Origin of the sequence: Paraburkholderia sp. SARCC-3016, from assembly GCF_031119615.1 — a bacterium.
In the GTDB taxonomy this organism is placed as follows: domain Bacteria; phylum Pseudomonadota; class Gammaproteobacteria; order Burkholderiales; family Burkholderiaceae; genus Paraburkholderia.
In genome coordinates, this window is record NZ_JAVHZD010000037.1 from 21104 (window position 1) to 35400 (window position 14297).

The window sequence follows — 14297 nt, forward strand, 5'->3', positions numbered from 1 at the left end:
TTCCGTTCGAAATGGGTTGTGCGCACGGCTTTATATCATGAAAATAGCTGGATACTGACTAGCAAAATCCTTGATCGTCCAGTCGCAGCGGGCTTCGTGGCGCTGAAAACGCGATGTAAGCCGCTGATTCGAAAGTGTCTTTACGTAAAATTCCCATGCCGCGCCCGCTCCTTGCCACGATCCATACCGCCGCTCTCGCCAACAATCTCGCCGTGGTTCGACGCTACGCGCCGAAGTCCAAAATCTGGGCCATCGTCAAGGCGAATGCGTATGGCCACGGGCTTGCGCGTGCGTTCCCGGGGTTGCGCGCAACGGACGGCTTTGGGTTGCTGGACCTCGAAGAAGCGGTGAAGTTGCGCGAATTGGGCTGGGCGGGCCCGATTTTGTTGCTCGAAGGATTCTTTCGTCCGACCGATATCGATCTGATCGACCGCTACAGCCTCACCACGGCGCTGCACTCGGACGAGCAGCTGCGCATGCTCGAAATGGCGCGGTTGTCCAAGCCGGTCAATATCCAGCTCAAGATGAACAGCGGCATGAACCGCCTCGGCTATACGCCTGACAGGTTCCGCGCCGCCTGGGAGCGCGCGCGCGCGTGCCCCGGTGTCGGCCAGATCACGCTGATGACCCACTTTTCCGACGCCGACAGCGAGCGCGGCATCGAGCATCAGATGGAAGCGTTCGAGCGCGGCGCGAAGGGCATCGCCGGCGCGCGCAGCCTTGCGAATTCGGCGGCGACGCTGTGGCATCCGAAGTCCCATTTCGACTGGGTGCGCCCCGGCATCATGCTGTACGGGGCGTCGCCGTCGGGCGTGCATTCCGATGTTCGCAGCACCGGGCTTCAGCCGGCCATGACGCTCGCGTCGGAACTGATCGCCGTGCAGACGCTGCCCGAAGGCGAGACGATCGGCTACGGTTCGACCTTCAAGGCGCGTGCGGGCATGCGCATCGGCGTCGTCGCCTGCGGTTATGCAGACGGTTACCCGCGCGTTGCGCCCGAAGGCACCCCCATCGTCGTCGACGGCATTCGCACGCGCATCGTCGGGCGCGTGTCGATGGACATGATCACCGTCGATCTGACGCCGTGTCCGCAGGCCGGTGTCGGCTCGCGTGTCGAACTCTGGGGCAACGCATTGCCGATCGACGACGTCGCGCAGGCGTGCGGCACGATCGGCTACGAGCTCATGTGCGCAGTCGCGATGCGCGTGCCGGTCCGCGCGGAATAGGTCCTGGCGAAAGCATGAGCGAAAGAAGCGACCGCGCGGTGCACGCGATGAGAAAAGCGGCCTGCCGCTTTTCCTAACCTATGACAATACGAATCAGGCAAGGTCTGCGTGGCTAAACAGAAAACGTTGTACACCTGCACCGAATGCGGCGCGTCGTCGCCGAAGTGGCAAGGGCAGTGTCCGTCGTGCCATGCGTGGAATACGCTGGTCGAGACAGTGGCCGAATCGGCCTCCGCGCATCGCTTTCAGTCGCTCGCGAAGAGCGCGCCGGTGCAGCGCCTCGCCGACATCGAAGCGTCCGATGTGCCGCGCTTTTCAACGGGCGTCGGCGAATTCGATCGTGTGCTCGGCGGCGGCCTCGTCGCGGGCGGCGTCGTGCTGATCGGCGGCGACCCGGGCATCGGCAAATCCACATTACTGTTGCAGTCGCTCGCGCAGATCGCGAGCGAGCGGCGCGCGCTCTATGTGAGCGGCGAGGAATCGGCCGCGCAGATTGCATTGCGCGCGCAACGTCTGTCGCTGCTCGAACCGGGCTCGAACGCGAACGAACTGAAGCTGCTCGCCGAGATTCAACTCGAGAAAATCCAGGCGACGATTGCCGAAGAGCGGCCCGACGTCGCCGTCATCGATTCGATCCAGACCGTCTATTCGGAGGCGCTGACGTCGGCGCCCGGCTCGGTTGCGCAGGTGCGCGAATGCGCGGCGCAACTGACACGCGTTGCGAAGCAGTCGGGCACGGCGATCATTATGGTCGGCCACGTCACGAAGGAAGGCAATCTCGCCGGCCCGCGCGTACTCGAACATATCGTCGACACAGTGCTCTATTTCGAAGGCGATACGCATTCGTCGTTCCGCCTCGTGCGCGCATTCAAGAATCGCTTCGGCGCTGTGAACGAACTCGGTGTGTTTGCAATGACCGAACGCGGGTTGCGCGGCGTCGCGAATCCGTCCGCGCTCTTTCTGTCGCAGCACGAACAGATCGTGCCGGGCTCGTGCGTGCTCGTCACACAGGAAGGCACGCGGCCGCTGCTCGTCGAAGTGCAGGCCCTGGTCGATACCGCGAACGTGCCGAATCCGCGGCGTCTCGCGGTCGGTCTCGAACAGAACCGGCTCGCGATGCTGCTCGCGGTGCTGCACCGGCACGCGGGCATCGCGTGTTTCGATCAGGATGTTTTTCTGAATGCAGTCGGCGGCGTGAAGATCACCGAGCCCGCCGCCGATCTCGCGGTGCTGCTCGCGATCCATTCGTCGATGCGCAACAAGCCGCTGCCGAAGGGGCTCATCGTGTTCGGCGAGGTGGGGCTCGCGGGCGAGATCCGGCCGTCGCCGCGCGGCCAGGAGCGCCTCAAGGAAGCCGCGAAGCTTGGTTTTTCAGTCGCGCTGATTCCGAAGGCGAATGCGCCGAAGCAGGCGATCGACGGGCTGCAGGTGATTGCGGTCGAGCGTATCGAGCAGGCAATCGACCGCGTGCGCACGCTCGAGTGACGCCGCATCGTTGCGATCGGGGCGGCGAGTGTTTCGTGGCGGCGATCCGATGACAATCCGACGGCAGTGCGAGGGCTGTTCATGGGTCGCCCGCTGGCTATCCGCGGGCCGCCTGCGGCGACCCGGATTGCGGCCTCGGGCGCGACGCCGGCTTTGCCTATCACGCACGCACATGGTGCGCGGCGTAATCCGCCGTAAATATCATGCGGGCGGCTGTAACCCAGAATCCACACGATTTCCCTATTCTTTGGCGCATAGGCAATCCGTCATAAACGGAAAAGGATGCGTCTTGAAACAGACTCGTGAACCCGAAGCGGATCGGCTCGCGAACCTGCGCGGTTGCCGCGTATCGCCGCCGATTCCCCAACCGTGGGGCGACAGTTGCCGGATCATCGAATGGATCGATACGGGCGGACAGATTTCTCGCCGCGTGGTCGCTGAAGACATCACGCCCGACGAAGTGCGAGCCATGATTCGCCGGCATGTCCAGGGACGCAAACACGTGCTCGTCGACGACGAGCGGCAGCCGAGGCAGACCTTGCCGAGGCGATAAATGAAGTGGAGGGGCGGCCGGCTTCCGTTGCGACTGAAGCTGAACGCGGCGCGCTCAGTTGATTCCGCTCAGTTGATTCCGCTCAGTTAGTCGCGCTCAGTTAGTCGCGCTCAGGTAGTCCCGCTCGGCTGGTTCCGCACCGCTGCTCCCGCCCGGCCAGTTCCGTCGCTCGTCTGCGTCCCGGTCCGCGCGCCGCGCATCAGCCTTCTTCATATCCTTTCACCGCGTTTGCGCCCCATGCTTGCGGCATCATGCCGTCGCCGGGACTATCGGCGTGGTCGTCCTGTCCGGCCGCCGCGTACAACTCGGGAGCGAACAACGGATGCTGCGCCGCCTCGGCCGGTGTCAGCACGGGCGCCACGCAGCAGTTCAGCGGCTCGAGCAGTTCGACCCACCCGGCAAGCGTGCGCGTCTCGATCACGGCCATCAATTCCTGCGTCAACGCTACGGCATCGGGGCCGCCCAGCGCTTGCCCGAGGCTCCAGTGGCGCTTGGCCCAATCGGGCCGGTTCAGCGCCGTGCAAAGCGTTTCCCAGAATTTGAGTTCGAGTGCCGCAATGGCGAGCCAGCGGCCGTCGCGCGTGCGGTACAGGTTGTAGCAGGGTGCGCCGCCGTTCAGAAGTCCAACGCCGGGGGCGGGCGCCGTGCCGTCGTTGACGAGCCCGACATGCGCGACCACGTTGTGCGCATGCGTGGCATGCGTCATCGATACATCGACGAAGCGGCCTTCGCCGCCGCGCGCGACATGCCATAGCGCGGCGAGAATTTGCGTGATTGCGCTCAATGCGCCGCCGAGCATATCGCCGATCTGGAAGTTCGGCACGATCGGCGTGCCGTCGCGCGATGCGAGCTGATCGAGCACGCCCGAATAAGCGATGAAGTTCAGATCGTGGCCGGCAATGGTCGAGTAAACTCCGGTCGAGCCGTAACCGGTAATCGCGCAATATACAAGCTTCGGGTTCAGTTCGCGCAGCGTCTCGTAGCCGAGTCCTAGACGCTCCATCACGCCGGGCCGAAAACTCTCGACGATCACATCGGCTTCGCGCGCGAGCGCGCGCAGCACCGTATTGCCCGCCTCCGTCTTCAGATCGAGCCGGGTCACGCGCTTGCCGCGGTTGACTATCTGATAGAGCACGCCTGGACGGCCTTCGAGCCGGTCCGTCTCGCTTTGCAACATGACGCGCGATGCATCGCCATCGCCGGGCGCTTCGATCTTCAGCACGTCGGCGCCCATTTCCGCAAGCCGTAGCGTCGCGACGGGGCCCGGCAGAATGCGCGTGAGGTCGATCACGCGCAAGCCTTTTAGTGCATCAGCAGAAGACACGGTTACCCTCCGGTCGTTGATGGTGCCCGCGCGTCATGCACGCGCAATGGCTGGTCCTGCATTTGCCGATTCCGCAATTGAAAACGGTCAACCGATTTGCTCGAGTTCCTCGTGCGCTTCGAGCCACTGTGCTTCGAGCGTCTCGAGCTGCGCGGTGACATCGGCTTGCCGGCGCAGCGCGTCGGTCAGCTTTGCCTTGAGTTCGGCGTTGTAGCTGGCCGGGTCCGCGACATACGCATCGAGCACGGCCTTCTCGGCGTTCAGCGCGTCCATTTCCTTCTCGATCTTCGTAATGCGTGTTTGCAGCGGCTTTTTCAGGTGCGCGAGCTTCTGGCGCGTTTCGGCTTCCTGGCGCCGCTGTTCCTTACGGTTCAGCGCGGCATCGCCGCCAATGCCGGCACTGCTGTCCGTGCTGCCCGTGCCATCGCTTCGCGAGTTGTCGGGCTTCGCCGCCTCACCCGCCTTCAGCGCCGCGCGCTGCTCGGCCGCATGCTGCAAGAGCCACTCGCGATAGTCGTCGAGGTCGCCGTCGAACGGCTGCAGCCGGTGTTTCGCGACGAGCATGAACTGATCCGTCGTGGCGCGCAACAGATGCCGGTCATGCGAGACGAGGATCAACGTGCCGTCGAACTGCGCGAGCGCCATTGTCAGGGCGTGGCGCGTTTCGAGGTCGAGATGGTTGGTCGGCTCGTCGAGCAGAAGCAGATTGGGCTTTTGCCAGATGATCAGCGCCAGCGCAAGGCGCGCTTTCTCGCCCCCCGAAAACGGCGCGATGCGCGCAGTGGCCATCTCGCCCGAGAAGTTGAAGCCGCCGAGGAAGTCGCGCAGCTCCTGCTCGCGGGTGTCAGGCGCGAGGCGCGCGAGATGCTGCAAAGGGGAATCGTCGGGGCGCAGCGTTTCGAGCTGATGTTGCGCGAAATAGCCGATGCGCAGCCCCTTGCCTTGATGCATATGGCCGCTCAACGCGTCGAGCGTGCCGGCGAGCGTTTTGATCAGCGTCGACTTGCCCTGGCCGTTCGCGCCGAGCAGGCCGATGCGCTGGCCGTTCTGGATAGACAGCGTGACCGCATCGACGATCGGTATCTCGCCGCCGTCGTCGGCACGATAGCCGCACCGCACGCCGTCCATTACCATCATCGGATTCGGCGCGGCGTCGGGTGCGCGAAATTCGAACGTAAACGGCGAGGCGGCATGCGCGGGCGCGATCAGCTCCATCTTCTCGAGCGCCTTCATCCGGCTTTGCGCCTGACGCGCCTTGGTGGCCTTTGCCTTGAAGCGGTTGATAAAGCTCTGCAGATGCTCGACCGTTTTCTGCTGCTTCTCGTAAGCGCTTTGCTGCAGCGCCAGTTGCTGCGCGCGCAGAACTTCGAACTGCGAGTAGTTGCCGCCGTAGCGCTTGATCTGCCGGTTCTCGAGATGCAGCGTAACATTGCACACCGAATCGAGGAACTCGCGGTCGTGCGAGATCACGACGAGCGTACCCGGATAGCGATGCAGCCAGTCTTCGAGCCAGACGATCGCGTCGAGGTCGAGGTGGTTCGTCGGCTCGTCGAGCAGCAGCAGATCGGAACGGCACATCAGCGCTTGCGCGAGATTGAGACGCATGCGCCAGCCGCCCGAGAAGCTGCCGACGCTCGCCCGTGTCTGCTCGAGCGTGAAGCCGAGGCCGAGCAGCAACGCTTCGGCGCGCGCCGGCGCGGTGTAGCCGTCGGCGTCCGCGAACGACGCGTGCGCTTCGGCTTCCGCGCTACCGTCGTGCGCGGCCGAGGCGGCGGCGATGCGCGCTTCGATCGCGCGCAACGCGGCGTCGCCATCGAGCGTGTATTCGAGCGCGCTTTTGTCGGCGGCTGGCGTTTCCTGCGCGACATGCGCGATCTGCCAGGACGGCGGCAATGAAAAATCGCCGGCGTCCGCGTGCAGTTCGCCGCGCAGGACGGAAAAGAGCGTGGACTTGCCCGCGCCGTTCGCGCCCACCAGCCCGGCTTTTTCGCCGGGGTTCAGCGTGAACGAGGTCTGTTCGAAAAGCGGTTTGGTGCCGCGCGCGAGACTGAACTGGTTGAAGCGGATCACAACATGGCCGGGCTTGAGGAAAACGCTATTTTAGACTGTGCCGCGCATTGCCAGGCATCGTCCGTTCGGCCGACTGGCGCGAAAGCTCCGCGTACGTAAACTGATGACTTTCTTCGGGAGCGCATATGGCAAAGACCAACCACACATCGACCTCCATCTATTCGTTCTCGGCCCGCGCGTTGAACGGCGAGGAGATCAGTTTCGAACGCTATCGCGGCCGGGCTTTGCTGATCGTCAACACGGCCAGCGAATGCGGTTTCACGCCGCAATACAAAGGCTTGCAGGCGCTTTATCAGCAATACGCGGCGCGCGGGCTCGAAGTGCTCGGCTTTCCGTGCAACCAGTTCGGCAAGCAGGAGCCCGGCGACGCAGCGCAGATCGGCAGCTTCTGCGAAAAGAACTTCGGCGTGTCGTTCCAGCTGTTCGAGAAGATCGAAGTGAATGGCGCGAATACGCATCCGCTTTTCAAGTATCTGAAGACGGAGGCGCCGGGGCTGCTCGGCTTCGACCGGATCAAATGGAACTTTACGAAGTTTCTCGTCGACCGTGACGGCAAGGTGCTCAAGCGCTACGGGCCGCCGACAAAGCCCGACGAGATCGCCGTCGATATCGAGAAGGTGCTGTAGCGCGCGGTTCGGGCCGGCGCCATGCGACCGGGACAGGATCGGCGCTCGGCGCAGGTGACACAGGGCAGGTGAAGGTGACACAGGGCAGGTGACACCGGACAGCCGGCCACAGGACCGGCGCGGCAGAGACGCACGATAGGACACGCACTACAGGATCGGCGCGAAGAGCCGCGCCACATGCATCGCCATGCGGCGCCACGGCGGCGACTTCCGGTATTCGCTGCGATCGATCTCGTACGATTCGGCGAAATCGCGCACGAGCATCGCTTCGACCTCGGCGGCGAAGCCGCGGTCGATCGTCAGCACCATGATCTCGAAGTTCAGGCGAAACGACCGGTTGTCGAGGTTCGCGCTACCCACCGCCGCGGCCTCGTCGTCGATCAGCACGACCTTCTGATGCAGAAAGCCCGGCCGGTAGCGAAACACGCGCACGCCGGCGCGGATCGAGTCGTGAGCATAGAGCCGCGAGGCTTCGAACACGACAATATGATCGCGCCGGCTCGGAATCAGGATGCGCACGTCCACGCCGCGCAATGCCGCGAGCCGCAGCGCGGAGAACACGGCTTCGTCGGGAACGAGGTACGGCGTCGTGATCCAGATGCGCTTGCGAGCGGCGCTGATCGCTTCGACGAAGAACAGCGAACACGTTTCCTGCTTGTCGGCGGGGCCCGACGGCACCACGAGGCAGTGCATGTCGCCGGCGTGATCCGCCGGGGCCGGCGCATTTGCCGATACGCCGGCGCGCGCGGGCACCGGTACCGGACCCGCGCCCGATAGTGCAGTCGGCGGCGGCAGCGTCCTGATCGGCAGAAGCGTGTCCGGCGCCGGGTCCGGTGCAGTGTCGGATGCGCCCTCGTCCGGCAGCGGTGCAGCCGCCGCGGCCAGCGCCACGCGCACCGATTCGGCCGCGGACGCGCCGACAACCGGGTGGACCGTGGCGGACCCGGAAGCGCTCATCGAAGCGGTCACCGAAGCTGCCACCGAAGCCGGCACGGGCGCCGGCGCCGCAGCCGTGGCGCGCGCCGGCACCGGCGGCGCGGCGGCGGTCGCAGGCACGCGCGGCGGCGGCTCGAGCGGCGGCAATTGCTGCGTGGCCCAGTACCAGTCTTCGGTGAACACGAACTGGACGCTGGCCACGGCGGGCCCGCGCACTTCGATATGCGTGTCGCGCCACGGCGAAAGGGGAGGCTTCGCGCCCAGATATTCGACGCCGATATTGTGGCCGCCGACGAACGCGCACTCGCCGTCGACCACGACGATTTTCCGGTGGTTGCGGAAATTCAGCTGGAAGCGGTTGACGAAGCGCCGGTTCGTCGCGAACGGATGCATCTCGACGCCGCCCGCGCGCATCGCCGCGATATAGCGATGCGGCAGATCGAAGCTGCCGATGCTGTCGTACAGCACGTACGCGCGCACGCCTTGCTCGACTTTCCTGATCAGCGTGTCCTTGATCAGTTCGCCGAGCGCATCGGCGCGCACGATAAAGAACTGCACGATCACATAGCTGCGTGCGCTTTCGATCGCCTCGAGGATGGCCGCGAACGTCGCTTCGCCGTTGACGAGCGTGCGTACCGTATTGCCGGGCAGAAACGGCATGCCGGAGAGCCGCGTGAGCGAGCGTACGAGATGTTCGCCGAGCGCTTGCGCGGGCCGCTCGTACGACGACGCCTGAGTTTCCCATTCGGGAGGATGCGCGCGCGTGCGCAACAGTTCGTTGCCGAAGCGCCGCGCATCGACATAGCCCGCGAACTTGCTGCGGCCGAGAAACAGATACGGAACCAGCGTCAGATACGGCATCGCGACGAGCGATACCGCCCATGCGATCGCGCCTTGCGACGTGCGGGTATGCAGGATCGCATGGCACGCGGCAACCAGGCCGAGCAGGTGGCAGAGAAATACCAGCGTGCCGATGTGAAGCAGATCGAATTGCATAAGCGTACGAAGGATCGTTCGACGCGCGGTTCGCGCGCATGCGGATGCGATCGAAGCAGGGGCGCCAGGCTCGATGCCACCCCATCTTACCGAAGCGCAAGCCGGCCACGCCGGTTGGCCCGATCTTGCGTGTGGACAAGCGTATTGTCCACACGAATCGGCATCATACGTGCCCTGGCTGCGCGCTGGGAGAAGCGGTTCTTGATGCGGATCAATGCTGAACACTCAATGCGCAGCATCTTGACCCGGCCCTCGGCATTTCTTCGACTAACGAGCCGGCGTATCCGGTGCGTCTTAAGCACCGGGCAAGTCGCTCGCCTGTAGCAGGAAGACGTTGTCGTCGCCGGCGCTTGTCGACAGCCAGACAAGGTCGAGCCCGCCTAACGCGGCCTCGACGTTGGCACGCTCGTTGCCGATCTCGACCACGAGCACACCGTCGTCGGTCAGCCAGTTGCGTGCCTCGCCGACGATGCGTCGCACAATGTCCATGCCGTCCGCGCCACCCGCGAGCGCGAGCTCGGGCTCGTGCCGGTATTCAGCAGGCAGCGCCTCCATCGACGCTGCGTTCACATAGGGCGGATTCGCGAGGATGACGTCGTAGCGGCGCTCGGGCAGCGGCGCGAACAGATCGCCTTCGAATACGGCAATGCGTTCGTCGAGTTCGTAGTCGATCACATTGATCGTCGCGACTTCGATGGCGCCCGGCGACAGATCGACCGCGTCGATATCGGCATTCGGAAACGCGTGCGCGGCGAGAATCGCGAGGCACCCGGAGCCGGTGCAGAGTTCGAGCACGGCCGATACCGCTTCCGGGTCTTCGACGTACGGCTGCAGTCCATCCTGCAGCAGTTCGCCGATAAACGACCGCGGCACGATCACGCGCTCGTCGACATGAAAGCGATAGCCGTGCATCCACGCTTCCTGCGTGATGTAGGCGGCCGGCACACGTTCGGCCGCGCGCCGCTCGATCACCTTCAGCACCGTGTCGACTTCGTCGGCGGTCAGGCGCGCGTCGAGAAACGGATCGAGCAGATCGAGCGGCAGATGCAGCGTGTGCAGAACGAGATAGACCGCTTCGTCGTAAGCATTCGCCGAACCATGTCCGAACGACAGTTGTGCCTGGTTGAAGCGCGACACCGCATAGCGCAGCACGTCACGCACCGTTGAGAATGGATGCGTGGCGGGATGAGAAGCCTGATAGGACGGGGTGGTGGTCATCGCAGCGGTTCCTCGCTCAGGCGATCAGTTGTTCGAGTACGCGCCGGTACACGTTCTTGAGCGGTTCGATCGAGGCGAGTTCGATATGTTCGTCGATCTTGTGGATGCTCGCGTTGAGCGGGCCGAACTCGACCACCTGCGGGCAGATCCGCGCGATGAAACGGCCGTCGGACGTGCCGCCTGTCGTGGACAGCTCCGGCGTGATGCCGGTTTCGGCGCGAATCGCGGCCGAGACCGCATCGGAAAGCGCACCGCGCGGCGTGAGAAACGGCAGTCCGCTCACGGTCCATGCGAGTTCGTAGTCGAGGCCATGCCTGTCCAGAATCGCATGCACGCGGCTTTGCAGGCCTTCGACCGTGCTCGCGGTCGAGAAGCGGAAGTTGAACATCAGTTCCGCGTGGCCCGGAATCACGTTCGTCGCGCCGGTTCCACTGTGCAGGTTCGACACCTGCCAGGTGGTGGGCGGGAAATATTCGTTGCCGTCGTCCCAGCGCTCGGTCACCAGTTCGGCAAGCGCCGGCGCCAGCAGATGAACGGGGTTCTTCGCGAGATGCGGATACGCGATATGCCCCTGCACACCCTTGACGATGAGCTTGCCCGACATCGAACCGCGCCGGCCGTTTTTCACCATGTCGCCGAAGCGCGCGCTCGAGGTCGGCTCGCCGACCACGCAATAGTCGAGCCGCACGCCGCGCGCGGCGAGTGCTTCGACGACCTTCACGGTGCCGTCGGTGGCCACGCCTTCCTCGTCGCTCGTGATCAGAAAGGCGATCGAGCCGCGATGCCGCGCATGCGCGGCCACGAATTCCTCGCTTGCGACCACGAAGCCGGCCAGCGACGCTTTCATATCGGCGGCGCCGCGGCCGTACAGCTTGCCGTCGCGATGCGTCGGCTCGAACGGCGGCGACGACCACTGGTCGAGCGGGCCGGTCGGCACGACGTCGGTGTGGCCCGCGAACACGAGCAGCTTGCCGTCGGCGCCGTCCGTGCCATGCCGGACCGCCCAGAGATTCGTCACGCCATTCGACTCGATCGTTTCGCAGACGAAGCCAAGCGCCGCGAGGCGCTCGACAATCAGACGCTGGCAATGCTGATCGTCGGGGGTGACGGATGCGCGCGCAATCAGCGCTTCGGTAAGGGCAAGGGTACCGGACATGGATTCGGAACTGCTCTTCAAAACTGCGGATGAAAAAATGCCGGCCCACAAAAAATGGCGGGGCCGGCAACGACTATCTTCAAGCGTATCGCGTCAAGCAAGACTCGGTCATACGGTAGGCGAACTTCAGGCGAACTTCAGGCGAACCGCGGGCGAATCTCAGGCAAACAGCGCCTCGTATTGATCCGCGGCAAAGCCAAGCGCCTTCACACGCCCGTTGACCACGACCACCGGCCGCTTGATCACCGAAGGCTTGTGGATCATCAGCGCAATCGCCCCGGCCTCGCTATCGGCTTCGGCCTTCATGGTATCGGACAGGCCGCGCCACGTCGTGCCGCGCCGGTTTACGAGCGATTCGAGCGACACGTCCTTCAGCCAGTCGCGCACGAGCGGCTCGGACACGCCGGCCTTCTTGAAATCGTGAAACTCGAATTCGACGCCATGTTCCTCGAGCCACGCGCGCGCTTTCTTCACGGTGTCGCAGTTCGGAATGCCGTACACGACGATCGTCTTCGCCGCTGACCGCGTTGTCATCAGTCGCCCCGCAGCAGTTCGTTCAGACCGACCTTCGCGCGCGTTTTTGCGTCGACCTTCTTGACGATCACCGCGCAGTAAAGGCTATGCGTGCCGTCCTTCGACGGCAGGTTGCCCGCCACGACGACCGAGCCTGCCGGAATGCGGCCGTAGCTGACTTCGCCCGTTTCGCGGTCGTAGATTTTCGTGCTCTGGCCGAGGTAGACGCCCATCGAGATTACCGAGTTTTCTTCGACGATCACGCCTTCGACCACTTCCGAGCGCGCGCCGATAAAGCAGTTGTCTTCGATGACGACCGGGTTCGCCTGCAGCGGTTCGAGCACGCCGCCGATACCGACGCCGCCCGACAGATGCACGTTCTTGCCGATCTGCGCACACGAGCCGACGGTGGCCCACGTGTCGACCATCGTGCCTTCATCGACATAGGCGCCGATGTTGACGTACGACGGCATCAGCACGACGTTCTTCGCGATGAACGAGCCGCGGCGCGCGACGGCCGGCGGCACGACGCGAAAGCCGCCGGCGGCGAAGTCTTCGGCCGTGTACTTCGCGAATTTGCTCGGCACCTTGTCGTAGAACTGGGAGAAACCGCCGGCCGGCATCGGCGCATTGTCTTCAAGGCGGAACGACAGCAGCACCGCTTTCTTCAGCCATTGATTGACGACCCACGCGCCTTCTTTCTTCTCGGCGACGCGCATCTGCCCTTTATCGAGCTGTTCGAGCGCATGCGCGACCGCATCGCGCACTTCGGCGCTCGCGGCTTTCGGCGAAAGGTCCGCGCGGTTGTCCCACGCGGTGTCGATGATCTGCTGAAGTTGTTGCGACATAAGTGACGAGACCGGTTGAAATAATGGAGAGGTGATCGAGAAGCATCGGCGCCCGACATCGGCACTCCGCGCCGGACGACTTTAACGCTTGAGCGTGTGGCAGAAGTCGACGATACGCTGCGCGCCCTCGGTGCACTCGTCGACGTCGGCGACGAGCGCGATGCGGATGAAGTCGCGGCCGGGGTTCGTGCCGCGAGCGGTGCGCGCGAGATAGGAGCCGGGCAGAACCGTCACATTATAGTCGGCGTACAGTCGCCGGGCGAATTCCGTATCCGACAGGCCGGTGCGCGCGACGTGGGTCCACAGGTAGAACGCGGCGTCGGGCAGCCGCACGTCGAGCACGCTCGCGATCATCGGTGTGACGGTCGCGAACTTCCGGGCGTACTTCGCGCGGTTCTCGCGCACATGCGCCTCGTCGTTCCACGCGGCGATGCTCGCGGTCTGATAGACGGTGGACAACGCCGCGCCGTGATAGGTGCGGTACAGCAGAAACTGCCTGAGAATGGCAGCGTCGCCGGCCACGAAGCCCGAGCGCATGCCCGGCACGTTCGAGCGCTTCGACAGGCTCGACAGCACGACGAGCCGCTCGTAGCCGCGGCCGAGCCGGTGCGCGGCTTCGAGGCAGCCGAGCGGCGGCTTCGCTTCGTCGAAGTAGATTTCGGAGTAGCACTCGTCGGAGGCGATCACGAAGCCGTAGCGGTCCGACAGCGCAAACAGTTCGCGCCAGTCGTCGAGCGTGAGCACGGCGCCAGTCGGATTGCCCGGCGAGCAGACGTAGAGCAGTTGCGTGCGCGCCCAGATGTCGGCGGGCACGGCGGCATAGTCGCAGGCAAAGTTGCGCGCCGGGTCGCTGTTCGCGAAGTAGGGCTGGGCGCCCGCGAGCAGCGCCGCGCCTTCATAGATTTGATAGAACGGGTTCGGACAGAGTACGATCGCGGGCTCGCCGGCCGCGGCTTGGGCGCCATTGCGGCGCGGGTCGATCACGGTTTGCGCGAGCGCGAAGAGCGCCTCGCGCGAGCCCGCGACCGGCAGTACCTCGGTGGCCGGATCGAGCGGCGGCAGATGGTAGCGCCACGACGCCCAGTTCGCGATCGCTTCGCGCAGCGGCTGCGAGCCGAGCGTCGCCGGATACGATGCGAGGCCGGACAGCGACGCGACGACTGCGTCGCGCACGAGCGCCGGCGTCGGATGTTTCGGTTCGCCGATGCCAAAGCTGATCGGCTTGATGTGTGCGGGCGGCGTGACGTCCTTGAACAGCAGGCGCAGCTTTTCGAACGGATAGGGTTGCAGCGAGTCGAGTAGCGGATTCACTTGACGGACCGGGTCGGAACGAAACGGATGGGCGG

Annotated in this window: 12 protein-coding genes; 4 read left to right on the forward strand and 8 right to left on the reverse strand. The window is 64.6% G+C overall.

The genetic code is table 11. The features are described 5' to 3' along the window. Positions 1–155: 155 nt before the first annotated feature. The 3 genes from alr (at position 156) to QYH69_RS29760 (ending at position 3264) form a co-directional block, all read left to right on the forward strand. Positions 156–1226: an alanine racemase gene (alr, locus tag QYH69_RS29750; protein ID WP_308835265.1), complete on the forward strand. Its 1071-nt coding sequence runs from the start codon at positions 156–158 to the stop codon at positions 1224–1226. Between the two features lie 108 nt (positions 1227–1334). Next, the gene (gene radA, locus QYH69_RS29755; protein ID WP_075156853.1) at positions 1335–2711 is read left to right on the forward strand and encodes a DNA repair protein RadA; all 1377 of its coding nucleotides are present in this window, start codon (positions 1335–1337) and stop codon (positions 2709–2711) included. A gap of 289 nt (positions 2712–3000) precedes the next feature. Continuing rightward, the gene (locus QYH69_RS29760; RefSeq protein WP_308835266.1) at positions 3001–3264 is read left to right on the forward strand and encodes a DUF2866 domain-containing protein; all 264 of its coding nucleotides are present in this window, start codon (positions 3001–3003) and stop codon (positions 3262–3264) included. Positions 3265–3463: 199 nt separating this feature from the next. On the opposite strand, the gene QYH69_RS29765 is transcribed toward QYH69_RS29760, so the two are convergent. Next, complete coding sequence (locus QYH69_RS29765; protein WP_308835267.1) at positions 3464–4588, reverse strand: CaiB/BaiF CoA-transferase family protein; 1125 nt, start codon at positions 4586–4588, stop codon at positions 3464–3466. An 87-nt stretch (positions 4589–4675) separates the two neighbouring features. After that, positions 4676–6658 carry an ATP-binding cassette domain-containing protein gene (locus QYH69_RS29770; RefSeq protein ID WP_308835268.1) on the reverse strand — a complete coding sequence of 661 codons (1983 nt, stop codon included), beginning with the start codon at positions 6656–6658 and terminating at the stop codon, positions 4676–4678. Positions 6659–6783: 125 nt separating this feature from the next. On the opposite strand from QYH69_RS29770, the gene QYH69_RS29775 reads away from it, so the two are divergent. Further along, positions 6784–7284, forward strand: coding sequence for a glutathione peroxidase (locus QYH69_RS29775; RefSeq protein ID WP_308835269.1), 501 nt, complete (start codon positions 6784–6786; stop codon positions 7282–7284). A 147-nt stretch (positions 7285–7431) separates the two neighbouring features. Here QYH69_RS29775 and QYH69_RS29780 read toward each other — a convergent pair whose 3' ends face one another. From QYH69_RS29780 to dapC, 6 genes are all read right to left on the reverse strand, one after another. After that, positions 7432–9216, reverse strand: a complete 1785-nt coding sequence (locus tag QYH69_RS29780) for a cardiolipin synthase (protein ID WP_308835270.1) — start codon at positions 9214–9216, stop codon at positions 7432–7434. Positions 9217–9510: 294 nt separating this feature from the next. Beyond that, positions 9511–10434 carry a 50S ribosomal protein L3 N(5)-glutamine methyltransferase gene (gene prmB, locus QYH69_RS29785; protein ID WP_308835271.1) on the reverse strand — a complete coding sequence of 308 codons (924 nt, stop codon included), beginning with the start codon at positions 10432–10434 and terminating at the stop codon, positions 9511–9513. 16 nt (positions 10435–10450) lie between these two features. Next, the gene (gene dapE / locus QYH69_RS29790) at positions 10451–11590 is read right to left on the reverse strand and encodes a succinyl-diaminopimelate desuccinylase (RefSeq protein ID WP_308835272.1); all 1140 of its coding nucleotides are present in this window, start codon (positions 11588–11590) and stop codon (positions 10451–10453) included. Positions 11591–11749: 159 nt separating this feature from the next. After that, the gene (locus QYH69_RS29795) at positions 11750–12124 is read right to left on the reverse strand and encodes an ArsC family reductase (protein WP_308835273.1); all 375 of its coding nucleotides are present in this window, start codon (positions 12122–12124) and stop codon (positions 11750–11752) included. Continuing rightward, positions 12124–12951: a 2,3,4,5-tetrahydropyridine-2,6-dicarboxylate N-succinyltransferase gene (gene dapD / locus QYH69_RS29800; RefSeq protein ID WP_308835274.1), complete on the reverse strand. Its 828-nt coding sequence runs from the start codon at positions 12949–12951 to the stop codon at positions 12124–12126. The genes QYH69_RS29795 and dapD overlap by 1 nt, the downstream gene beginning before the upstream one ends. 81 nt (positions 12952–13032) lie before the next feature. After that, positions 13033–14262: a succinyldiaminopimelate transaminase gene (gene dapC / locus QYH69_RS29805; protein WP_308835275.1), complete on the reverse strand. Its 1230-nt coding sequence runs from the start codon at positions 14260–14262 to the stop codon at positions 13033–13035. Between the last annotated feature and the right edge of the window lie 35 nt (positions 14263–14297).

Excerpts from the sequence above, each read along its gene's own strand:
- QYH69_RS29775 (WP_308835269.1), top strand. The coding sequence starts at position 6,784 with ATGGCAAAGACCAACCACACATCGACCTCCATCTATTCGTTCTCGGCC.
- dapE (WP_308835272.1), bottom strand. The coding sequence starts at position 11,590 with ATGTCCGGTACCCTTGCCCTTACCGAAGCGCTGATTGCGCGCGCATCC.
- prmB (WP_308835271.1), bottom strand. The coding sequence starts at position 10,434 with ATGACCACCACCCCGTCCTATCAGGCTTCTCATCCCGCCACGCATCCA.
- QYH69_RS29795 (WP_308835273.1), bottom strand. The coding sequence starts at position 12,124 with ATGACAACGCGGTCAGCGGCGAAGACGATCGTCGTGTACGGCATTCCG.
- dapD (WP_308835274.1), bottom strand. The coding sequence starts at position 12,951 with ATGTCGCAACAACTTCAGCAGATCATCGACACCGCGTGGGACAACCGC.
- QYH69_RS29780 (WP_308835270.1), bottom strand. The coding sequence starts at position 9,216 with ATGCAATTCGATCTGCTTCACATCGGCACGCTGGTATTTCTCTGCCAC.
- alr (WP_308835265.1), top strand. The coding sequence starts at position 156 with ATGCCGCGCCCGCTCCTTGCCACGATCCATACCGCCGCTCTCGCCAAC.